A 20,385-nucleotide genomic window follows, 5' to 3' on the forward strand; every position below is an offset into this window, starting at 1 on the left:
GGGGGGCCACTGGGCTGGGGAAACGCTAACGCATTATTGCGCTTTTTGCGGTTGCTGCGCTTTCCAGGCCTTGAACTCGGCCCATTCGGCGCGACGCTCAGCCTGTTTCTTCTGGATCGCGTCGAACTCTTTCTGCTGATCCGGCTTGAGCACCGCCCGGATGTCCGCTTCGGTTTTCTGTTTCTTGGCGGCGATCTCGTCCTTCATGGCCTTCTGGTCGGCTGGGGACAGTTTTTCCAGGTACTTCTCGACCAGTTGCTTGCGTTCGTGCATCTGCTCACCCATCAGCTTGCCAATCTGCTGGCGCTGTTCACGGCTCAGATCCAGTTGGCTGAAAGGGCCTTTGCCGCGCATGTGCTCGCTGTGGCGTGGGCCGTCCATCGGCCCCATCGGGCCTGCGCCTTCAGGCATGGCCATGGCCACGGTCGGCAGGGCAGCGGCGAACATCAGAGCGATAAGGGTCTTGCGCATGGTGTGTCTCCTTGTCTCATTCCCGGTCAGTTCCGGATGAGTTCAGGTTACGCAGATCAAGGTCAGCGGCAGTCAGCGAAGGGTAAAGCTTGGGTAAAGACGAAAATCCCCCGGCCTGACAATTCTCCACCGGAGATGAACGCCTGTAGCCGCTGCCGATAGGCTCGGGCCGGGTTCGGCCGGGGCCTTCATGGGCGCCCCGGCGGGCAATGGGAGTGGGGGAAGCGGGCCTATCGTCTGCAGCGCGTGCGCGACGTCGCCCGCCAGCGCACGGTCTTACAGGCTGTAGTAGTAGCCGCGGCTGCGCAGGGCGACGATCCGCGGCCGGCCGTCGGGGTAGGGGCCGATCTTTTTACGCAGGTTGCTGACGTGCATGTCCAGGCTGCGGTCGTACAGGGTCAGCTTGCGGCCCAGGGCGATCTGCGCCAGTTCCTGTTTATCCAGCGGTTCGCCGGGCTGCTTGAGCAGGGCTTCGAGCAGGCGGCTTTCGGAGACAGTGAGGGTGATGTCCTGCTGATCGATGCTGACCACGCCCCGGATCGGGCTGAAGCACAGGTCGCCCAGTTCCATCTGGCTCGACACCGCGGCCGGATGGCTGCGACGCAACACGGCGCGCAGGCGGGCGGTGAGCTCGCGCGGGTCGCACGGTTTGGCCAGATAGTCGTCGGCGCCCAGTTCCAGGCCGAGGATGCGATCCAGCGGTTCGCCGCGAGCCGACAGCATCAGCACCGGCAGGTCAGGGTGATCGTTGCGCAGTTGCTTGAGCAACTCCAGGCCGCTGCCGTCGGGCAGCATCACGTCCAGCACCACGGCAGCCGGTGCACTGTCGGCCAGGGCGCGGCGGGCGCTCTGGCCATCGTGGCAGGCCCGAACCTGGAAACCTTCCTGGCTCAGCCAACTGGTCAGGAGCTCGCACAGCTCCTGGTCGTCATCAATCAGTAACAGGTCGCTCATTCATCACTCAATTTAGCCATTGTCGACGCTTTCGATGCCCACCACTGGCGAAGATACCGCAGAGCAGGGCCAATAGTGCCACTCCTGCGCCTGTCACGAACCATTGCTGCTGATCGGTCAGCAGGCGTGGTACCGGGCTGGCCTGGGCTTCCTTGAGTTGCAGCTTGAGGCGCTGGTTCTCCTGGCGCAAGCGGGCGAGCTGGGCACTTTCGCGTTCGGCATCGGCATTTTGCAGTTGTTTGCTCAACTCATCACGCAGCCGCTCGCTTTCTTTCAAGCGTTGCTGCAACTCGGTGATCTGGCTGCCGGCACTCAGGGACAGAGGCGTGGAGCGGCCCGAGTCCTGGGTTTCTTCGGCATGGGCAACGGCCCCGATCGATAACATGACCAACAGCAGACACAACGTACCTTGGCGCATCGGAACTCCTGATTCCAATCGAGTGTTGGGCAGGTTGTCGGCCGTTAAACGAGAATAATGAGCGATTGAGAACGCGATGAACCGACAAGGTTCATCGCGTGGAAGAGGATTTACGGCAGGACTTGCTTGAACGGCTTGACCGAAACACTGGCGTAGACGCCTGCTGCGATGTACGGGTCGGCATCGGCCCAGGCCTGGGCGGCGCTCAACGAGTCGAATTGAGCGACGATCAGGCTGCCGGTGAAACCGGCGGCACCCGGGTCATTGCTGTCGACGGCCGGGTGCGGTCCGGCCAGGACCACGCGGCCTTCAGCCTTGAGCTGCTGCAGCCGCTCCAGATGCGCCGGGCGGGCGGCCAGGCGGTTTTCCAGGGAGTTGGCGACGTCTGTGGCAATGATTGCGTAAAGCATGTCAGTCCTCGGTTTTCGGCGTGGTGGGTTCGGTGTCATGCATATGGCGCGACAGGTAGATGCCCTGGGCGACCAGGAACAGCAGGGTCATGCCCAGGCTGCCGAACACCTTGAAATCGACCCAGATGCTCTGGAAGGTGAAGGCGACGAACAGGTTGGCGGCGCCGCAGAACAGGAAAAAGCCGATCCAGGCGATGTTCAGTCGGGTCCAGACCGGGTCCGGCAGGGTCAGCGCGTGGCCCATGATGCGTTTGATCAGCAGGCGGTCACCGATGAAATGGCTGCCGATAAAGGCCAGTGCGAACAGCCAGTTGACCACCGGGGCTTTCCACTTGAGGAAGGTTTCGCTGTGGAAGGCCAGGGTCAGGCTGCCGAAGACCAGGCAGGCTACCAGGGTCAGCCATTGGCTTTTTTCCAGTTTGCGCTGGGAGATGAACAAGGCTCCGTAGACCACCAGGGAGCTGATGATCAGCATCGCCGTGGCGCTGTAGATGCCGCCCAGGGTCACTTGTTGACCGGCAATGTCGACCACGCGGGGATCGATTTTGTAGACGATGAAAAACAGGAACAGCGGGATGAAGTCGATGAATTGTTTCACAGTGGCAGCCAGAAGCAGGATGTGGCGGCATAATAACAAACATCCATGGTAGCGAAAGCGCCAGCTGACTTGAGGTTGAACAGTCCCGTGAATGTTGATTTGCACTGCCACAGCACGGCCTCCGACGGCGCTCTTGCGCCTGCGGTACTGGTTGCGCGTGCGTTTGAAAAAGGCGTGCGAGTCCTGGCCCTGACCGACCACGACACCCTGGAAGGGCTCGATGAGGCCCGTCGCGCGGCGGTCGAGCTGGGTATGCAACTGGTCAACGGCGTTGAATTGTCCTGCACCTGGGGCGGCGCGACCATCCATGTCCTGGGTTACGGCTTTGATGTCAACGCCCCCGCGCTGGTCGAGGCCATTGCCAAATTGCACGATGGGCGCTGGCTGCGGTCAGAAGAAATAAGCCGCAAACTCGCGCTCAAAGGCATGCCGGACGCCCTGGAAGGGGCCCGGGCCATCCAGCAGGAGTTGGGTGACAGCGGCAATGCCCCGGCGCGGCCGCACTTTGCCGACTACCTGGTGCGTGCCGGCTACGTCAAGGACCGCGCCGAAGCGTTTCGCAAGTGGCTGGGGGCCGGCAAGCTGGGGGACGTCAAGCAGCATTGGCCGACCCTGGAAGACACCGTCGGCACCCTGCGTGCAGCCGGTGCCTGGGTTAGTCTGGCGCACCCCTGGCATTACGATTTCACCCGCAGCAAGCGTCGGCGCCTGATTGCCGACTATATTCAAGCGGGTGGCCACGCTATCGAAGTGGTCAATGGCCATCAGCCTGCGGAACAAGTGGGCAGCCTGGCGATTCTTGCGCGTGAGTTCGGTCTGCTGGTCAGTGCCGGCAGTGATTTCCATGGTCCTGGAGGCTGGTCCGAAATAGGCGAATACCGCCCGGTTCCGGAGGATCTGCCGCCGCTTTGGTGTCGATTCAAACATGACCCAATTATTGCCGCCTGAACAGGTAGAGACAGTGAGTCAATTTTTCCAGATACATCCGGAGAACCCACAACCGCGCCTGATCAAACAGGCGGTTGAAATCATCCGTGCCGGCGGGGTGGTGATCTACCCCACCGATTCATCGTATGCCGTCGGTTGCCAGATGGGCGACAAGGGCGCCATCGAGCGGGTGCGACGCTTGCGTCAATTGGACGATAAGCACAACTTCGCGCTGATCTGCAGCGACCTGTCGCAATTGGGTCTGTTCGCCAAGATCGATACCGGCACGTTCCGCCTGCTCAAGGCCTATGTGCCGGGGCCTTACACCTTCATTCTCAATGCCACCCGCGAAGTACCGCGGCTGTTGCTGCACCCCAAGCGGCGCACCATTGGCCTGCGGGTGCCGCGCAACCCGATTGCCCTGGCCCTGCTGGCCGAGCTCGGCGAGCCGCTGATGAGCGTCAGCCTGATCATGCCCGGCGAAAGCGAGGCGTTGAACGATCCTTATGAAATGCGCCAGTTGCTCGAACATCAGGTGGACCTGATCATCGATGGCGGTTTCGGCAGCACCGAATCGTCGACGGTGATCAACCTGGCCGATGGTGAGCCGGAAGTGATCCGCATCGGTTGCGGCGACCCTGCGCCGTTCATGGCCGAGGCCTAGATGTCCGCAGTACAAACCGTCGACGACCAGGCAGGCGCCCAGCAAGAACTGCCCTTCGCCATGGTCTATGGCCAGGCGGTGCTGGAAATGCCCCTGGACCTGTACATCCCGCCGGACGCCCTGGAGGTCTTTCTCGAGGCCTTTGAGGGACCGCTGGACCTGCTGCTGTACCTGATCCGTAAACAGAACATCAACATCCTCGATATCCCGGTGGCGGAAATTACCCGCCAGTACATGGGTTATGTCGAGCTGATGCAGTCGGTGCGCCTGGAGTTGGCCGCCGAGTACCTGGTGATGGCGGCCATGCTGGCCGAGATCAAGTCGCGGATGCTGCTGCCGCGCTCTGCCGAGATCGAAGAGGAAGAAGACGATCCGCGCGCCGAGCTGATCCGTCGCCTGCAGGAGTACGAGCGCTTCAAGGCTGCCGCCGAAGGTATCGATAACCTGAGCCGGGTCGGCCGCGACGTGGTCGTGCCCAAGCTGGACGCCCCCGAGGCCCGGGCCCGCAAGCTGCTGCCGGACGTGAGCCTGGAAGAGTTGCTGATGTCCATGGCCGAGGTGCTGCGCCGGGGCGACATGTTCGAGAGTCACCAGGTCAGCCGCGAAGCGCTGTCGACCCGCGAGCGCATGAGTGATGTGCTGGAGCGGCTCAAGGGCGGCGGTTTCGTGCCCTTCGTCGAGCTGTTCACCGCCGAGGAAGGGCGCCTGGGGGTCGTGGTGACCTTTATGGCGATCCTCGAGCTGGTCAAGGAATCCCTGGTCGAGCTGGTGCAGAATGAGCCCTTTGCGGCGATCCATGTGCGGGCGCGAGCCGAATAACGAGCTGAAACAATGAATCTGACTGAACCCCGCGAGCTGGCGCCGCTGCTTGAAGCCTTTCTGTTGGCCTCGGGAAAGCCCCAATCCCTGGATCGCCTGTTCGAACTCTTCGAGGAGGGTGAGCGGCCGGAGCCGGCCGTGTTCAAAAAGGCGTTGACGCTGCTGGCCAAGTCCTGCGACGGCCGGGCCTTTGAACTCAAGGAAGTGGCCTCCGGTTATCGGTTGCAGATCCGCGAGAAATTCAGCCCCTGGGTCGGGCGACTTTGGGAGGAGCGCCCGCAGCGTTACTCGCGGGCCATGCTCGAAACCATGGCGCTGATCGCCTACCGCCAGCCGATTACCCGGGGCGAAATCGAGGATGTGCGTGGGGTTGCGGTCAACAGCCATATCGTCAAGACCTTGCTTGAGCGTGAGTGGATCCGTGTCGTCGGCTACCGTGATGTACCGGGCAAGCCGGCGATGTTTGCCACCACCAAGGTGTTTCTCGACCACTTCAACCTGAAAAACCTCGACGACCTGCCACCCCTGGCGGAGTTGCGCGAGATGGAAGTCGAGCCGGTGCTCGAGTTCGACGACGCCCCAGTGCCGGAAAACCTGCAGGCCCTGGCCGATGCCAGTGCCGAACCGGAGGAGCCCAAGGAAGAAACCAGTTTCCACACCTTGCTGCTGGAGCTGGATTCGATGGAGGAGGGGATCAAGACCGACTTCGATGACCTGCTGCGCGATGGCGCCCCGGATTCCTCCGAGTCCAGCGTCGAGAGCGGGCTTGCGCCCGAGCCCGATGTGCCGGTCGAGGTGGCTGTTGAAGTTGTCGTCGAGGTCGAGGCGGTGCTTGAGGTCGAACCTGACGCCAGCCTGGAAGTCGAAACCGATGACGATGTGCTGGGCGTGGCAGAGGCGCGCGCCAAGTTGCTGGCCGCCGTGGCTGCCCTGGAGCTACCGGCCCCCAGCCTGAGTGATGAAGAAGCCGAGGCCCTGGCCTTGGCCGAAGCCATCGAGAATGAAAGACGCTTGCTGGAAGACTGATCCTTTTCTGGGGTCGGGCTGCCGGCCATCGCGATTACTGGAGAAGGCCCATGAGCTCCACCAAAGACCCCTGCATCAGTGTCTGCAAGTTCAGCGACGATATCTGCATCGGTTGTGGGCGCAGCAAGCGCGAGATCAAGGCCTGGAAGAAGCTCGACAAGGTCGACAAGCGCGGCGTCCTGGCCGAGGCCGAATTGCGCCTGTTGGCCCTGGGCGCCACCGGTCGGCGGAAAAAGTAGCCCCTCGCGACATATCAACTAGTCTGTGATGCGCAACCGGCGCCATGAGCGTATGATTCGCGACCCTTTGGCGATCCCTTCGCCACAAGACCTGTTTTTACACGTTTCAGGCCACTCACCGCCTGAATCGACACACCGGGAGGTGCCCAGATGAGTGACAACGACCAGAAAGACAGCCAGGAAATCGGCCCAGCAGGCGAAAAACTGCAGAAAGTCCTCGCCCGTATCGGCGTTGGCTCGCGCCGCGACGTAGAGTCCTGGATCAGCCAGGGCCGGATCAAGGTCAATGGCAAAGACGCCACCCTTGGCCTGCGCGTCGACCTGCATGACGCCATTTCCATCGATGGCAAGGTGATCAAGCGCGAAGAGGCCGCCGAATCGGTGCGCCGCGTGATCATGTACAACAAACCCGACGGCGAGATCTGCACCCGTGACGACCCTGAAGGCCGTCCAACCGTGTTCGACAAACTGCCGCGCCCGAAAGAGGGCCGCTGGATCAACATCGGTCGCCTGGACATCAACACCACGGGCTTGCTGATGTTCACCACCGACGGTGAGTTGGCCAACCGCCTGATGCACCCTTCCTACGAAATGGACCGTGAATACGCGGTACGTGTGCGTGGCGAAGTCGACGACGAGATGATCGAACGCCTGAAAGCCGGTGTTGTGCTCGAAGACGGCCCGGCCAAGTTCACCGACATCAAGCAGGCGCCAGGGGGTGAAGGGTTCAACCACTGGTACCACTGCGTGGTGATGGAAGGCCGTAACCGTGAAGTGCGTCGCCTGTGGGAATCCCAGGGCCTGGTGGTCAGCCGCCTGAAACGTGTGCGTTTCGGTCCGGTGTTCCTCAATTCCGATCTGCCGATGGGCCGCTGGCGTGAAATGACTCAGTACGAGGTGGATATCCTCAGTGCCGAGGTTGGCCTGACGCCGGTGGCTATGCCGCAGTTGAACGCCAAGAGCAAGGACAAGCTGGAACGCATGCAGCGTAAATCCTCGCGCCCGGTGGGCAAGAGCGAGCGCGTGCGCACCCTGCGTCCTGCGGCCGGTGCTCCAGCCGCAGGCGGCGCCCGTCCCGCGCGTGAGCCGCACATCGAAGGCGAGCGCCCAGGGCGCAAGCCGGCAGCGCGTCAAGATGGCGAGCGCGGACCACGCACTCCACGTCCGGCGGCCGGTCGTGGTGAGTCGGGTCGTGGCACGCCCGTGGCCGACCGTCCAAGCGACACCAAGCGTCCGGCCAAGCCGGCGCCGAAGTCCAAGCGTCCGGGCATTGTCCTGGTCGACCGCGATGCGCCATCGGGCAAGCGTCGTGGCGCACCAGCCGGTTCCGGCCAGCGTCCGGGCTTTGGTCGTCGCAAGCCGGAGTGAGGCAGGCCTAAGCCGCAAGGCTGAAAGCTGCAAGTGAAAAGCGCCAACCTCAGGGTTGGCGTTTTTTTTTGCCTGGCAGTGCAGAGGGGCGCTGATGTCGCAGTGTCTGGCAGCAGGGGATCAGGGGTGTACAATGCGCGGCGTTTTAACTGTGACCCAACTGCGTATCCGCGCATTTTGCGTCTGATCTACTGGTGCCGACGCGGTTCGAAGGCTTGTCTTCCGCCGCTGGCCACCAGCTCGACGAGCAATACATTCAGGGCTATCCGCCTTGTTCATTCCGCCGCGTCACAAGCGTGGTGGGTTCGATTTCGTCACAGATAAAAACAAACAGGTGACGTATGACCGTTAAACAAACGCTGAACTCCTGGTGCCTGCGCTGGGGTTTGATCTGCGCTGCTTAGCCAACGCCTTGCAGCAACGCCTATCGAACATCATCAAACCTTGCGTGAGACCTTTTCAATGAGTGGACAGAACTCGCATTCAGGCGAGCTGAAACGCGGCCTGAAAAATCGCCATATTCAACTGATCGCCCTGGGTGGCGCGATCGGTACCGGCTTGTTCCTCGGATCCGCCGGCGTGCTCAAATCCGCCGGCCCGTCGATGATCCTCGGCTACGCCATCTGCGGCTTTATCGCCTTCATGATCATGCGCCAGTTGGGCGAGATGATCGTCGAGGAGCCGGTTGCCGGCTCTTTCAGCCACTTCGCCCATAAATACTGGGGCGGCTTCGCCGGTTTCCTGTCGGGCTGGAACTGCTGGATCCTGTACATCCTGGTGGGCATGTCGGAGCTGACCGCGGTCGGCAAGTACGTGCACTACTGGTGGCCGCACGTGCCGACCTGGGCTTCGGCCGCGGTGTTCTTCGTGCTGATCAACGCGATCAACCTGGCCAACGTCAAAGTCTTCGGCGAGGCCGAGTTCTGGTTCGCCATTATCAAAGTGGTGGCGATTGTCGGCATGATCGCCCTGGGCAGCTACCTGCTGGTCAGCGGCCACGGTGGCCCGCAAGCCTCGGTGAGCAACCTGTGGGAACACGGCGGCTTTTTCCCCAATGGCGTCAGCGGCCTGGTCATGGCCATGGCGATCATCATGTTTTCCTTTGGTGGCCTGGAGATGCTCGGCTTTACCGCAGCGGAAGCCGACCAGCCGAAAACCGTGATTCCCAAGGCAATCAATCAGGTGATCTACCGGATCCTGATTTTCTACATCGGTGCCCTGGTGGTGCTGCTGTCCCTGACCCCTTGGGACAGCCTGCTGGTGAGCCTCAATGCCTCCGGCGATGCCTACAGTGGCAGCCCGTTCGTCCAGGTGTTCTCGATGCTGGGCAGCGATACGGCGGCGCACATCCTCAACTTCGTGGTCCTGACTGCGGCCTTGTCGGTGTACAACAGCGGCACCTACTGCAACAGCCGCATGTTGTTGGGCATGGCCGAGCAGGGCGATGCGCCCAAGGCTCTGGCCAAGATCGACAAGCGCGGCGTACCGGTGCGTTCGATCCTGGCCTCGGCCCTGGTGACTTTCGTCGCCGTGGTGCTCAACTACCTGATTCCGCAGCACGCGCTGGAGCTGTTGATGTCGCTGGTGGTCGCGACCCTGGTGATCAACTGGGCGATGATCAGCTACTCGCACTTCAAGTTCCGCCAGCACATGAACCGCACCGGGCAGACCTCACTGTTCAAGGCGCTGTGGTACCCCTACGGCAACTTTGTCTGCCTGGCGTTCGTGGTGTTTATCCTCGGCATCATGCTGCTGATTCCGGGGATCCAGATCTCGGTGTACGCGATTCCGGTGTGGCTGGTCTTTATGTGGGGCTGCTACCTGATCAAAGGCAAGCGCAGTGAGCAACAGGCTGTGCAAACCCTGAGTTCGTCGATCAAGTAAGCCCTTGAGTGGTTCTGAAAAACCCGGCCCTGGTGCCGGGTTTTTCGTTTCTGGGAGTGGGCTTGCGGACGCCCGGCGATCTTGGCCGGCGTTTGCTGGCGAGCCTGCGGCGATACAAATGGGTATCCTGTGGGCCCTGAACGCGGATGGTTTTTCATGCTGGTGATTTCCAACAACGTGCATCTGCCGGATGCCGAGATCGAGTTGACGGCGATTCGTGCCCAGGGCGCGGGTGGGCAGAACGTCAACAAGGTCTCCAGTGCCGTGCACCTGCGCTTTGATATTCCGGCCTCGTCCCTGCCGCCGTTCTACAAGGAGCGGCTGCTGGCGCTGCGTGACAGTCGCATCACCAGTGACGGTGTGATCGTGATCAAGGCCCAGCAGTACCGAACCCAGGAGCAGAACCGCGCCGATGCCCTGGAGCGCTTGACCGAGTTGATCCTCAGCGCGACCAAGGTGGAAAAGAAGCGCCGTCCGACCAAGCCGACCCTGGGCTCGAAAAAGCGCCGCCTGGAATCCAAGTCCAAGCGCGGCGACATCAAGGCTGGCCGCGGCCGGGTGGACTTCTAGCGGCCCGCGCGTTCCTGGCGGTACTTCGGCGCCTGACGGTACAGATAGACGCTGAGGATCAGGCCGCTGCAGGCAGCAATGGCGGCGAACAGAAAGATCGAGGCAAAACCGAAACCGGCGGCAATCGCCCCGGCCAGCGGCCCGGTGATGCCCAGGGACAGGTCGATGAACAGCGAGTAGGCACCCACCGCCGCCCCGCGACTGGAGGCCGGCACCAGGTTGACCGCCTCGACCCCCAGCGCCGGGAATACCAGGGAGAAGCCAAAACCGCTCAGCGCCGCTCCGGCCAGGGCCCAGTGGGCATCCGGTGCCAGCCACAGCAGCAAGAGCCCCAGGGTTTCCACCGACAGGCAGGCAATCGCCACCCTAAAGCCCCCCAGGCGGTTGATCAGGTTGCCGAACAACAGGCGCGCACCGATAAAGCTGGCGCCGAACAGGCTCAGGCACAGCACCGCGTTCGACCAGTGCTGAGTGGCGTAATACAGGGTGATAAAGGTGGCGATGGTGCCAAAGCCGATCGAGCCCAGGGCCAGGCCGCACCCGTGGGGCAATACCCGGCCCAGCACATGCATGAACGGCAGGCGTTCGCCAACCACGATCGGCGCCGCGACTTTCGGCCAGGCCAGGGCCAGGCCGAGCAGGGCCAGGAGAATGATGCTGACCCCCATGCTCCACAAGCCCAGCTGACCCACCAGAAACACGCCGAACGGTGCACCGATAGCCAGGGCGCCATAGCTGGCAATGCCGTTCCAGGAAATGACCTTGGCCGTGTTCTGCGCGCCGACCCGACCGATGCCCCAGCCAATGGCGCCGGAACCCACCAGGCTCTCCGCGCTGCCCAGCACCAGACGGCCCACCAGCAGGCAGGCCAGGCTCAGGCCCGGCAGTGTGTGCAGCCAGGCCGAAAGCAGCATGAACACGCCGCTCAGGCCACAGCCGGCCAGGCCGACCATCACTGCGCGCTTGCTGCCGAGGTTGTCGATCATGCGTCCGGCATAGGGCCGGCTGAGGAGGGTGGCCAGGTATTGCACGCTGATCACCAGCCCGGCGATCACGGCGCCAAAGCCCAGGTCGCTGTGCACGTAACCGGGCAAGACGGCCAGGGGGATGCCGATGTTGAGGTAACCGATAAAGGTGAAAAGGACGATGGAAACGACTTGCAGCGTGACCGCCATGGGTCGCTGGGTATCTGGCATGGGTAAAGGTCCACTGGCACGGCAGGATAGATAGGCTGCTTATGATACCGATGCTTGCAGGGATGCAGGGGGAGAAATCGACGTGGCGTCGCGATGTTTCTATGGCAGGGGCGGTATCAGCGTGTTGCCGGGGCCAGCAATTGAGTGGTCACCAGGGCCGCGAGGGCGTTTTCCTGGGTGCCGAAGCGCGCCAGCAGGGCGGCCTGTTTTTCCGGGGAGAGGCGGTTCCAGACATCGATCATCTTCTCGGCGGTGCCGAGCAGCACGCTGGCCTGGGTGTCGCTGAAGGAGTCGGTCATGGTTCGGGGCTCGCGGGGCGGGGGATTCAGGCTGTGTGGAAAGCGCATCAGTTTGCGCTTTCCACACGGTCTGGGCAGTGCTCTTTAGTCTTTGCTGTCGGCCTTGCGGCTTTCGGCTTCTTTCACTTCAGGTTTTTGCGCACTGGCTTGTTGCGGGGTTGTCTGCTCAGTTTCGTGCAGGCTTGGGAAGGGGAGATTAGGAATCTCATGCATGTTCGTTGCTCCTCGCAAGGTCTGTTTTTTAAATCGCTGGGTAGATCCGCGCTTTTAAAAAGCTTGGGCAGGATACAGCAGTGCAAATGACAAAAAGATGTTTATTGCGCCTATGGAGATGAAAGGGATTTCATCAAGGCTCGATTCCGGCTTGGGGCGGGAGCTGTCGGTGGCCTTTGGGAAAGGTCATTCCGCCAGCACCTGCCGGGTCGGGGCAGGCACTGGAGGGTGACGAGGATCAGGCCTTGCAGACCTTGGCGATGGCGTCGGCCAGCAGGTCGAGACGGGTGGCATCGATGCCAGCGACGTTGGCCCGGCCGGAGCTGACCATGTACACGCTGTGGTGGTCGCGCAGTTCCTTGACCTGGGCTGGCGACAGCCCGGTGTAGGAAAACATCCCGCGCTGCACGCCGATATGAGCAAAGCGCTCGGCCAACCCGTGGGGTTGCAGGGCTTCGACCAGCCCGGCACGCAACTGGGCAATGCGTTGGCGCATGGCTTCCACTTCGTCGGCCCACAGGCTTTTCAGCTCGGGGTCGCCGAGGATGGTCGCCACCACCGCCGCGCCGTGATCCGGTGGGGTGGACCACAGGTTGCGCGCGATATTGGCCAGCTGGCTGCGAATGTCCGTGAGTTTTTCCGCATTCTTGGCACAGACGATCAGCGCGCCGGTGCGGTCGGAGTACAGGCCGAAGTTCTTCGAGCAGGAACTGGTAATCAGCAGTTCCGGCAGCTCGGAGGCCATCAGCCGGACAGCCCAGGCATCCTGTTCCAGGCCGTCGCCAAAACCCTGGTAGGCGAAGTCGATCAGGGGCAGCAGCTCGCGAGCGTGTACCACTTCCAGTACCCGGCGCCAGTCGTCATGGGACAGGTCGAAGCCGGTCGGGTTGTGGCAGCAGGCATGCAGCAGTACCACGTCGCCCTTGGGAGCCTGCTTCAGGGTGGCGAGCATCGCCTCCACGTCCAGGCGGTTGTCGCTGCCGACATAGGGGTAATGACTGACCTTGAGCCCGGCGGTGGCGTAGATGGTTTCGTGGATCGGCCAGGTCGGGTTGCTCAGCCAGATGCCGCGGCCGGGCAGGCATTGGGCGATAAAATCGGCCGACAGCCGCAGGGCACCCGTGCCGCCCGGGGTCTGGGTAACACCCGCGCGTTGCTCGGCGATCAGCTTGGAATCGGCACCCAGCACCAGTTCATTGACCAGCTTGCCGAAGGCCGCGTTGCCGTGGCCGCCGATGTAGGTCTTGGTGGTCTGGCGATCGACCAGGCGCTGCTCGGCCAGTTTTACCGACTGCGGGATCGGCGTCAGGCCCTGGGAGTCCTTGTAGACCCCCACGCCGAGGTCGAATTTGCGTGGGTTGCTGTCCGAGGCGTAGGCCTCCATCAGGCCGAGTATCGGGTCGCCGGGTACGCGGCCGATGGCGTCGAAGTGCATTACTTGCGTCCTTCTGCGGTCTGGGCCACTTCGTCGGTGCGTGCGGCCATGATGAAGTCGTTGCGGTGCAGGCCCTTAATGGAATGGCTCCACCAGGTCACGGTGACTTTGCCCCACTCGGTGAGCAGGCCTGGGTGGTGACCTTCGGCTTCGGAAATTTCACCCATGGCATTAGTGAAAGCCAGGGCAAATTTGAAGTTTTTGAACAGGAAGACTTTTTCCAGCTGCATCACGCCGTCGCGTACTTCGATGTTCCAGTCGGGGATCTGCTTGATCAGTACCGGCAGTTCTTCGTCACTGACTTGGGGGGCATCGGCACGGCAGGCTTCGCAATGGGCTTGGTTCAGAGCGGTCATGGTGTGTTCCTGAAATCGATTCTTGTTGGAAATTACTATCTTTCGCGGCACGTCGCGAGTGTGATCTGCTCAGGCCGCCTTGGGCTTGGGCGTGAACTTGGGTGGATGCAGGCCCAACTGCATGCCCTGGTGGACCATGGCCATGATGTCTTCATGGGCCAGGTCGAACAGGCGCTCAAGGCTTGGCAGGACGAAATACAAGGGCTGCAGGATATCGATGCGATAAGGCGTGCGCATCGCTTCCAGGGGATTGAAGGCCTGATGTTCGGGCTCGTTGGAGAGGCTGTAGACAGTTTCCTTGGGCGACGAAAGAATCCCGCCGCCATAGATGCGTTTGCCGTGGGGGGTGTCGACCAGGCCGAACTCGATGGTCATCCAGTACAGGCGCGCCAGGTATACCCGTTCTTCCTTGGTCGCCTGCAGGCCGAGCTTGCCGTAGGTGTGGGTGAATTCGGCGAACCAGGGGTTGGTCAGCAAGGGGCAGTGGCCAAAGATCTCGTGGAAGATATCCGGCTCTTGCAGGTAGTCCAGTTCTTCGCGGGTGCGAATAAACGTGGCTACGGGAAACTGCTTGCTGGCGAGCAATTCAAAAAAGGTCTGGAAGGGGATCAGCGCCGGAACCCGGGCCACCTGCCAACCGGTGGTTTCACCGAGTACCTTGTTGATTTCGCCCAACTGCGGGATGCGGTCGTGGGGCAGGCCGAGCTTTTCGATGCCGTCCAGGTATTCCTGGCACGCGCGACCTTCAAGCACTTTGAGTTGGCGGGTGATCAGGGTGTTCCACACCGCATGTTCTTCGGCCGGGTAGTCGATAAAACCGTGCGCGTCGGGCTCGCGGGCCACGTACTGCGTCTGCTTCATGCTGCTCTCCTGCAAGGGGCTGCGTTCTTGTTATGTATGACGCTAGAGATACTCCAAGGTGCCGGAGCATGCAGCAGGTCGCCGGCGCCTCGCAGGCGCTTTTTAATCAAGAATCGTAAAGTATTCGTTACGAATTGACCTGTGTGGCGTAATCATGGCGTTTTCTTGAGTTGATAACGGCGATCGCTGTCACATAATCTTTACGTCTATTTGCGCCACGTCTGAAAAAGTCGGCGCTGCGGGCCGCTGGTTTTGGCGCTCATGCCTCTCTTTACCTGTTTCGGGTCTTTTATATGCGGATCAAAGTCCACTGCCAAAATCGCATCGGCATCCTGCGCGACATTCTCAACCTGCTGGTGGAGTACGGGATCAACGTGGCTCGGGGCGAGGTGGGCGGGGAGCACGGCAATGCGATCTACCTGCACTGCCCGAACCTGATCAATCTGCAGTTCCAGGCCTTGCGCCCCAAGTTCGAGTCCATTACCGGGGTGTTCGGGGTCAAGCGGGTGGGGCTGATGCCCAGCGAGCGCCGGCATATGGAGCTCAACGCCTTGCTCGGTGCTTTGGAGTTCCCGGTGCTGTCGATTGATATGGGCGGTTCGATCGTGGCCGCCAACCGCGCGGCGGCGCAGTTGCTCGGGGTGCGGGTGGACGAGGTGCCGGGGATCCCGCTGTCGCGGTACGCCGAGGATTTTGATTTGCCGGAGCTGGTACGGGCCAGCAAGTCGCGAATCAACGGCCTGCGGGTCAAGGTCAAGGGGGATGTATTTCTGGCGGATATCGCGCCCCTGCAATCGGAGCATGACGACAGCGAGGCGCTGGCGGGCGCGGTCCTGACCCTGCACCGCGCGGATCGGGTCGGTGAGCGCATCTATAACGTGCGCAAGCAGGAGCTGCGAGGCTTTGACAGTATCTTCCAGAGCTCCAAGGTCATGGCGGCGGTGGTGCGCGAGGCGCGGCGCATGGCGCCGCTGGATGCGCCACTGTTGATCGAAGGCGAGACCGGCACCGGCAAGGAGTTGCTGGCCCGAGCCTGCCACCTGGCCAGCCCCCGTGGGCAGTCGCCGCTGATGGCGCTCAATTGCGCCGGGTTGCCGGAGTCGATGGCCGAGACCGAGCTGTTCGGCTACGGCCCGGGTGCGTTTGAGGGCGCGCGGGCTGAAGGCAAGCTCGGGCTGCTGGAACTGACCGCCGGTGGCACGCTGTTTCTGGATGGGGTCGGGGAGATGAGCCCGCGGCTGCAGGTCAAGCTGTTGCGCTTTTTGCAGGATGGCTGCTTCCGCCGAGTAGGCAGTGATGAGGAGGTGTACCTGGATGTGCGGGTTATCTGCGCGACCCAGGTCGATCTTTCGGAGCTCTGCGCGCGCGGCGAGTTTCGTCAGGACCTTTACCATCGGCTCAATGTGTTGTCCCTGCATATCCCGCCATTGCGCGAATGCCTCGACGGTCTGGCACCGCTGGTGGAGCACTTTCTTGACCAGGCCAGCCGGCAGATCGGCTGCCCGTTGCCGACCCTGGCCCCGCCCGCCATGGAGCGGCTCAGCCATTACCATTGGCCGGGCAATGTGCGGCAGTTGGAGAACGTGTTGTTCCAGGCGGTTTCGTTATGTGATGGGGCGTTGGTCAAAGCCGAGCATATTCGCTTGCCGGACTATGGCGTGCGTCAGCCGCTTGGCGATTTTTCCCTGGAGGGCAGCCTGGAGGATATCGTTGGGCGCTTTGAAAAGACGGTGCTTGAGCGCCTGTATGCCGAGCATCCGAGCAGCCGCCTGCTGGGCAAGCGCCTGGGGGTTTCCCATACCACCATCGCCAATAAATTGCGTGATCATCAGCTCGGCAAAACCCCTGTCGACCGGTAGCCGATGTGGATAGGTTTGGGGCGAGTTCGGATGCTGGGCCCGGGCGGGTGCTGAAGTGATGCCTGGAGAAGCGCAGCGTTGCGCATGGCCCGCGCAGCCTCGTGCCTCGGCAGCGGCTACACGTGTAGCGGCGAGTGCCGTAATACCTCGGGTGCAACTGTGTATCCAGGCCGTTACTTGCCGTTAGCGGCATAAGACCGCCGTTTTTCCGTCTCTCGCCGCGCTCCGAATTTCCTCCCCGCCCCGCCAAAGCCTTGCTCCGCCTGGGGATTGATCGCTCTAAAACAAGTTGGTGCGCTTATTGCTTAAGGCTCATCAGTACAGCGGTGGGCGGCAAACGTCCGGCAGACAGAGGAAAGACTGTGGACAAGTACCTTTACGTGGCAATGACCGGCGCCAGCCAGAATGCTCTGGCGCAAAAGGCTCATGCCAACAATCTGGCGAACATCTCCACCAACGGTTTTCAGCGCGACCTGGAGCAGGCGCGTTCGATGCCGGTGTTCGGTGACAGCTTTCCGGCGCGCGCCTTTGCCATGTCGGAACGTCCTGGCACCGACTTCACGCCTGGCTCCCTGGTGGAAACCGGTCGCGAGCTGGATGTGGCCGTCAGCGGCAAGGGTTGGATTGCAGTGCAGAACCCGGGTGGCGGTGAAAGCTACGTGCGCACCGGCAGCCTGAATGTTGACGCCCTGGGTGTGTTGCGGGCGGGCAACGGCATGGCGGTGATGGGCAATGGCGGTCCGATCGCCGTGCCGCCCGAGCAGAAGATCGAAATCGGCCAGGACGGCACCATCAGCATCCGCGCCATGGGCGAAGGCCCGCGGGTGATGGCTGAAGTCGACCGCATCAAGCTGGTCAACCCGGATTTGAAAAGCATGACCAAGGGCCTCGACGGTTCTATCCAGACCAAGGACGGCCAGGCCGCACCGGCTGATGCCAATGTGCAGTTGGTGTCGGGTTTCCTGGAGTCGAGCAACGTCAATGCCGTTGAAGAAATGACTTCGGTCCTGGCGTTGGCCAAGCAGTTCGAATTGCACATCAAGATGATGAATTCCGCGAAAGAAGACGACCAGGCCATGGCTCGGGTCTTGCAGATCAGCTAATCACCAGTACGTAGCGCCGTAAAACAGGCGCACGAGGAGAATCGAATGCTTCCGGCTCTATGGGTTGCCAAAACCGGTCTGTCCGCCCAGGACACCAACCTGACCGTTATTTCCAACAACCTGGCGAACGTCTCGACCACGGGTTTCAAACGTGATCGCGCCGAGTTCCAGGACCTGCTGTATCAGATCAAGCGTCAGCCTGGTTCGCAGTCGACCCAGGACAGCGAACTGCCATCGGGCCTGCAAGTCGGTACCGGTGTGCGCATCGTCGGCACCCAGAAGAACTTCACTGCCGGCAGCCTGCAGACCACCGAGCAGCCGCTCGACCTGGCGGTCAACGGTCGTGGTTTCTTCCAGATCCTGCAGCCGGACGGCACCACGTCCTACACCCGTGACGGTACCTTTCACCTGGACTCCAATGGCCAGATCGTCACCGCCAACGGCTTCACCCTGGAGCCTGCGGTTGTGGTTCCCAACGATGCCCAGACCTTCACCGTAGGCCAGGACGGCACGGTTTCCATCACCGTGGCCGGCAACCCGGCTTCGCAAGTGATCGGCAACCTGCAAACCGCCGACTTCATCAACCCGGCCGGTCTGCAAGCCGTGGGCAACAACCTGTTCCTGGAAACCGCCGCCAGCGGCGCGCCGCAGATCGGTACCCCGGGCCTCAACGGTTTCGGCACCACGCTGCAGAACACCCTGGAAACATCCAACGTCAGCACCGTTGAAGAGATGGTCAACATGATCACCACTCAACGTGCCTACGAGATGAACTCCAAGGTGATTTCCACCGCCGACCAGATGCTCTCGTTCGTAACGCAGAATCTGTAATCAAGTCTTCGAGGCGGCCTTGAACGGCGCGCCTGCAACACCGTGAGGTAGGGTCATGAATCGGTTTGTGTGTGTTCTAACGCTGAGTGGGATCACTGTGCTCGCGGGCTGTGTCAGCCCGCCGCCGAAACCCAATGACCCGTACTACGCGCCGGTGTTGCCGCGCACGCCGTTGCCTGCAGCCGCCAATAACGGCTCGATCTACCAGGCCGGCTTCGAGCAGAACCTTTATGGCGACCGCAAGGCGTTCCGGGTCGGTGACATCATCACCATCACCCTCAACGAGCGGACCCAGGCCAGCAAAGGGGCCAACTCGGCGCTGACCAAGACCAGCAACAACAGCATCGGCCTGAGTTCACTGTTCGGCGCCGTGCCCAATACCAACAACCCGCTGGGCGATGGCGACCTGACCTTGAATGCCGGATACAGCGGCAACCGCGCCACCAAGGGCGACAGCAAGGCCGCCCAGAGCAACAGCCTGACCGGTTCGATCACGGTCACCGTGGCCGACGTGCTGCCCAACGGCATCATCGCCGTGCGCGGTGAGAAGTGGATGACCCTCAATACCGGCGATGAGCTGGTACGGATTGCCGGGCTGGTACGGGCCGACGATATCGCCACCGACAACACCGTGTCCTCGACTCGGGTCGCCGATGCGCGCATTACCTATTCGGGCACCGGTTCGTTTGCCGATGCGAACCAACCGGGCTGGTTCGACCGTTTCTTCCTAAGCCCGCTGTTCCCTTTCTAGGTGATGAAAAATCAAATGCTGAATTTCAAGCACCTGATGGCGGCCGCGTTGTTGCTGTCCACATCCCTTGGCGTACAGGCCGAGCGGTTGAAGGACATCGCCAGTATTTCCGGCGTGCGTTCCAACCAATTGATCGGCTACGGCCTGGTGGTCGGGCTTAACGGTACGGGCGACCAGACCACCCAGACGCCGTTCACCCTGCAGACCTTCAACAACATGCTGTCGCAGTTCGGCATCAAGGTGCCGGCCGGTTCCGGCAACGTGCAGTTGAAAAACGTCGCGGCGGTGTCGATCAGCGCTGACCTGCCGGCGTTCGCCAAGCCGGGGCAGGTGGTGGACATCACCGTGTCCTCCATCGGCAACTCCAAGAGCCTGCGCGGCGGCACTTTGCTGCTGACGCCGCTCAAGGGTATCGACGGCAACGTCTACGCTATCGCCCAGGGCAACCTGGTAGTGGGCGGTTTTGATGCCGAGGGGCGCGACGGTTCGAAGATCACCGTCAACGTTCCGTCGGCCGGTCGCATCCCGGGCGGGGCCTCGGTCGAGCGTGCGGTGCCGAGCGGTTTCAATCAGGGCAACAGCCTGACCTTGAACCTCAATCGCTCCGACTTCACCACCGCCAAGCGCATCGTCGACAAGATCAATGACATGCTCGGCCCTGGCGTGGCCCAGGCCATCGATGGCGGTTCGATCCGGGTGACCGCGCCGCTCGATCCAAGCCAGCGCGTGGACTACCTGTCGATTCTCGAGAACCTGGAAGTCGATCCGGGGCAGGCGGTGGCCAAGGTCATCATCAACTCCCGCACCGGCACCATCGTGATCGGCCAGAACGTCAAGGTTTCGCCGGCCGCCGTGACCCACGGCAGCCTCACCGTGACCATCACCGAAGACCCGATCGTCAGCCAGCCGGGCCCGCTGTCCAATGGGCAGACGGCCGTCGTGCCGCGCTCGCGGGTCAACGCCCAGCAAGAAGCCAAGCCGATGTTCAAATTCGGCCCGGGCACCACCCTGGACGAGATCGTGCGGGCGGTGAATCAGGTCGGCGCAGCGCCGGGTGACTTGATGGCGATCCTTGAAGCGTTGAAACAGGCTGGCGCGTTGCAAGCCGACCTGATTGTGATTTGAGGTAGGCG

Annotated in this window: 24 protein-coding genes; 13 read left to right on the forward strand and 11 right to left on the reverse strand. The window is 61.9% G+C overall.

The window, feature by feature from the left end:
* Positions 1-33 precede the first annotated feature (33 nt).
* The 5 genes from MF4836_RS15140 to MF4836_RS15160 form a co-directional block, all read right to left on the reverse strand.
* Positions 34-471: a hypothetical protein gene (locus MF4836_RS15140; RefSeq protein ID WP_020299336.1), complete on the reverse strand. Its 438-nt coding sequence runs from the start codon at positions 469-471 to the stop codon at positions 34-36.
* Positions 472-747: 276 nt separating this feature from the next.
* The gene (locus MF4836_RS15145; protein ID WP_020299335.1) at positions 748-1,425 is read right to left on the reverse strand and encodes a response regulator transcription factor; all 678 of its coding nucleotides are present in this window, start codon (positions 1,423-1,425) and stop codon (positions 748-750) included.
* A 7-nt stretch (positions 1,426-1,432) separates the two neighbouring features.
* Positions 1,433-1,843 (reverse strand): translation initiation factor 2, encoded by a 411-nt coding sequence (locus MF4836_RS15150; RefSeq protein ID WP_078470958.1) that lies wholly within the window; start codon positions 1,841-1,843, stop codon positions 1,433-1,435.
* A gap of 110 nt (positions 1,844-1,953) precedes the next feature.
* Complete coding sequence (locus MF4836_RS15155) at positions 1,954-2,253, reverse strand: YciI family protein (protein WP_078470959.1); 300 nt, start codon at positions 2,251-2,253, stop codon at positions 1,954-1,956.
* 1 nt (position 2,254) lies between these two features.
* Complete coding sequence (locus MF4836_RS15160; protein ID WP_020299332.1) at positions 2,255-2,851, reverse strand: septation protein A; 597 nt, start codon at positions 2,849-2,851, stop codon at positions 2,255-2,257.
* A gap of 87 nt (positions 2,852-2,938) precedes the next feature.
* On the opposite strand from MF4836_RS15160, the gene MF4836_RS15165 reads away from it, so the two are divergent.
* The 8 genes from MF4836_RS15165 (at position 2,939) to arfB (ending at position 10,348) form a co-directional block, all read left to right on the forward strand.
* Positions 2,939-3,799 carry a PHP domain-containing protein gene (locus tag MF4836_RS15165; RefSeq protein ID WP_020299331.1) on the forward strand — a complete coding sequence of 287 codons (861 nt, stop codon included), beginning with the start codon at positions 2,939-2,941 and terminating at the stop codon, positions 3,797-3,799.
* A gap of 13 nt (positions 3,800-3,812) precedes the next feature.
* Entirely contained in the window at positions 3,813-4,442 is a 630-nt protein-coding gene (locus tag MF4836_RS15170) for an L-threonylcarbamoyladenylate synthase (RefSeq protein ID WP_020299330.1), read from the forward strand.
* 120 nt (positions 4,443-4,562) lie between these two features.
* Positions 4,563-5,261, forward strand: a complete 699-nt coding sequence (locus MF4836_RS15175; RefSeq protein ID WP_177326802.1) for a segregation and condensation protein A — start codon at positions 4,563-4,565, stop codon at positions 5,259-5,261.
* Positions 5,262-5,273: 12 nt separating this feature from the next.
* Entirely contained in the window at positions 5,274-6,287 is a 1,014-nt protein-coding gene (gene scpB, locus MF4836_RS15180) for an SMC-Scp complex subunit ScpB (protein ID WP_078470960.1), read from the forward strand.
* Positions 6,288-6,337: 50 nt separating this feature from the next.
* Entirely contained in the window at positions 6,338-6,526 is a 189-nt protein-coding gene (locus MF4836_RS15185) for a DUF1289 domain-containing protein (protein ID WP_020299327.1), read from the forward strand.
* A 150-nt stretch (positions 6,527-6,676) separates the two neighbouring features.
* Positions 6,677-7,894 (forward strand): 23S rRNA pseudouridine(2605) synthase RluB, encoded by a 1,218-nt coding sequence (rluB, locus tag MF4836_RS15190; RefSeq protein WP_020299326.1) that lies wholly within the window; start codon positions 6,677-6,679, stop codon positions 7,892-7,894.
* A 462-nt stretch (positions 7,895-8,356) separates the two neighbouring features.
* Positions 8,357-9,778, forward strand: a complete 1,422-nt coding sequence (locus MF4836_RS15195) for an amino acid permease (protein ID WP_078470961.1) — start codon at positions 8,357-8,359, stop codon at positions 9,776-9,778.
* 156 nt (positions 9,779-9,934) lie between these two features.
* Positions 9,935-10,348, forward strand: coding sequence for an alternative ribosome rescue aminoacyl-tRNA hydrolase ArfB (gene arfB, locus MF4836_RS15200; protein ID WP_078470962.1), 414 nt, complete (start codon positions 9,935-9,937; stop codon positions 10,346-10,348).
* Here arfB and MF4836_RS15205 read toward each other — a convergent pair.
* The 6 genes from MF4836_RS15205 to phhA all read right to left on the reverse strand — a co-directional run bounded on the left by MF4836_RS15205 (position 10,345) and on the right by phhA (position 14,708).
* Complete coding sequence (locus tag MF4836_RS15205) at positions 10,345-11,544, reverse strand: MFS transporter (protein ID WP_078470963.1); 1,200 nt, start codon at positions 11,542-11,544, stop codon at positions 10,345-10,347. The two genes, arfB and MF4836_RS15205, sit on opposite strands and share 4 nt — an antisense overlap.
* A gap of 116 nt (positions 11,545-11,660) precedes the next feature.
* The gene (locus tag MF4836_RS15210) at positions 11,661-11,891 is read right to left on the reverse strand and encodes a hypothetical protein (RefSeq protein WP_238596152.1); all 231 of its coding nucleotides are present in this window, start codon (positions 11,889-11,891) and stop codon (positions 11,661-11,663) included.
* Between the two features lie 36 nt (positions 11,892-11,927).
* Positions 11,928-12,056, reverse strand: a complete 129-nt coding sequence (locus MF4836_RS35970; protein ID WP_020299321.1) for a hypothetical protein — start codon at positions 12,054-12,056, stop codon at positions 11,928-11,930.
* A gap of 238 nt (positions 12,057-12,294) precedes the next feature.
* Positions 12,295-13,491 (reverse strand): amino acid aminotransferase, encoded by a 1,197-nt coding sequence (locus tag MF4836_RS15215; protein ID WP_078470964.1) that lies wholly within the window; start codon positions 13,489-13,491, stop codon positions 12,295-12,297.
* The gene (locus MF4836_RS15220; RefSeq protein WP_078470965.1) at positions 13,491-13,847 is read right to left on the reverse strand and encodes a 4a-hydroxytetrahydrobiopterin dehydratase; all 357 of its coding nucleotides are present in this window, start codon (positions 13,845-13,847) and stop codon (positions 13,491-13,493) included. The genes MF4836_RS15215 and MF4836_RS15220 overlap by 1 nt, the downstream gene beginning before the upstream one ends.
* 69 nt (positions 13,848-13,916) lie before the next feature.
* A complete protein-coding gene (phhA, locus tag MF4836_RS15225) occupies positions 13,917-14,708 on the reverse strand; it encodes a phenylalanine 4-monooxygenase (RefSeq protein ID WP_078470966.1) in 792 nt (263 codons plus the stop codon).
* A gap of 293 nt (positions 14,709-15,001) precedes the next feature.
* On the opposite strand from phhA, the gene MF4836_RS15230 reads away from it, so the two are divergent.
* The 5 genes from MF4836_RS15230 (at position 15,002) to MF4836_RS15250 (ending at position 20,377) form a co-directional block, all read left to right on the forward strand.
* The gene (locus tag MF4836_RS15230; protein WP_078470967.1) at positions 15,002-16,567 is read left to right on the forward strand and encodes a sigma-54-dependent transcriptional regulator; all 1,566 of its coding nucleotides are present in this window, start codon (positions 15,002-15,004) and stop codon (positions 16,565-16,567) included.
* Positions 16,568-16,929: 362 nt separating this feature from the next.
* A complete protein-coding gene (locus MF4836_RS15235; protein ID WP_078470968.1) occupies positions 16,930-17,670 on the forward strand; it encodes a flagellar basal body rod protein FlgF in 741 nt (246 codons plus the stop codon).
* A 45-nt stretch (positions 17,671-17,715) separates the two neighbouring features.
* Positions 17,716-18,501, forward strand: coding sequence for a flagellar basal-body rod protein FlgG (gene flgG, locus MF4836_RS15240; protein ID WP_020299315.1), 786 nt, complete (start codon positions 17,716-17,718; stop codon positions 18,499-18,501).
* Positions 18,502-18,556: 55 nt separating this feature from the next.
* A complete protein-coding gene (flgH, locus tag MF4836_RS15245; protein ID WP_078470969.1) occupies positions 18,557-19,252 on the forward strand; it encodes a flagellar basal body L-ring protein FlgH in 696 nt (231 codons plus the stop codon).
* Positions 19,253-19,267: 15 nt separating this feature from the next.
* A complete protein-coding gene (locus tag MF4836_RS15250) occupies positions 19,268-20,377 on the forward strand; it encodes a flagellar basal body P-ring protein FlgI (RefSeq protein WP_078470970.1) in 1,110 nt (369 codons plus the stop codon).
* Positions 20,378-20,385 lie beyond the last annotated feature (8 nt).

It is taken from the genome of Pseudomonas sp. MF4836 (assembly GCF_002018875.1).
Lineage (GTDB): Bacteria > Pseudomonadota > Gammaproteobacteria > Pseudomonadales > Pseudomonadaceae > Aquipseudomonas.

Coding starts and splice junctions, on each gene's coding strand:
- MF4836_RS15215 (WP_078470964.1), bottom strand. CDS start 13,491: ATGCACTTCGACGCCATCGGCCGCGTACCCGGCGACCCGATACTCGGC.
- MF4836_RS15205 (WP_078470963.1), bottom strand. CDS start 11,544: ATGCCAGATACCCAGCGACCCATGGCGGTCACGCTGCAAGTCGTTTCC.
- phhA (WP_078470966.1), bottom strand. CDS start 14,708: ATGAAGCAGACGCAGTACGTGGCCCGCGAGCCCGACGCGCACGGTTTT.
- arfB (WP_078470962.1), top strand. CDS start 9,935: ATGCTGGTGATTTCCAACAACGTGCATCTGCCGGATGCCGAGATCGAG.
- MF4836_RS15185 (WP_020299327.1), top strand. CDS start 6,338: ATGAGCTCCACCAAAGACCCCTGCATCAGTGTCTGCAAGTTCAGCGAC.
- MF4836_RS15150 (WP_078470958.1), bottom strand. CDS start 1,843: ATGCGCCAAGGTACGTTGTGTCTGCTGTTGGTCATGTTATCGATCGGG.
- scpB (WP_078470960.1), top strand. CDS start 5,274: ATGAATCTGACTGAACCCCGCGAGCTGGCGCCGCTGCTTGAAGCCTTT.
- MF4836_RS15140 (WP_020299336.1), bottom strand. CDS start 471: ATGCGCAAGACCCTTATCGCTCTGATGTTCGCCGCTGCCCTGCCGACC.
- flgG (WP_020299315.1), top strand. CDS start 17,716: ATGCTTCCGGCTCTATGGGTTGCCAAAACCGGTCTGTCCGCCCAGGAC.
- MF4836_RS35970 (WP_020299321.1), bottom strand. CDS start 12,056: ATGCATGAGATTCCTAATCTCCCCTTCCCAAGCCTGCACGAAACTGAG.
- MF4836_RS15230 (WP_078470967.1), top strand. CDS start 15,002: ATGCGGATCAAAGTCCACTGCCAAAATCGCATCGGCATCCTGCGCGAC.
- flgH (WP_078470969.1), top strand. CDS start 18,557: ATGAATCGGTTTGTGTGTGTTCTAACGCTGAGTGGGATCACTGTGCTC.
- MF4836_RS15220 (WP_078470965.1), bottom strand. CDS start 13,847: ATGACCGCTCTGAACCAAGCCCATTGCGAAGCCTGCCGTGCCGATGCC.
- MF4836_RS15145 (WP_020299335.1), bottom strand. CDS start 1,425: ATGAGCGACCTGTTACTGATTGATGACGACCAGGAGCTGTGCGAGCTC.
- MF4836_RS15210 (WP_238596152.1), bottom strand. CDS start 11,891: ATGCGCTTTCCACACAGCCTGAATCCCCCGCCCCGCGAGCCCCGAACC.
- MF4836_RS15155 (WP_078470959.1), bottom strand. CDS start 2,253: ATGCTTTACGCAATCATTGCCACAGACGTCGCCAACTCCCTGGAAAAC.
- rluB (WP_020299326.1), top strand. CDS start 6,677: ATGAGTGACAACGACCAGAAAGACAGCCAGGAAATCGGCCCAGCAGGC.
- MF4836_RS15250 (WP_078470970.1), top strand. CDS start 19,268: ATGCTGAATTTCAAGCACCTGATGGCGGCCGCGTTGTTGCTGTCCACA.
- MF4836_RS15195 (WP_078470961.1), top strand. CDS start 8,357: ATGAGTGGACAGAACTCGCATTCAGGCGAGCTGAAACGCGGCCTGAAA.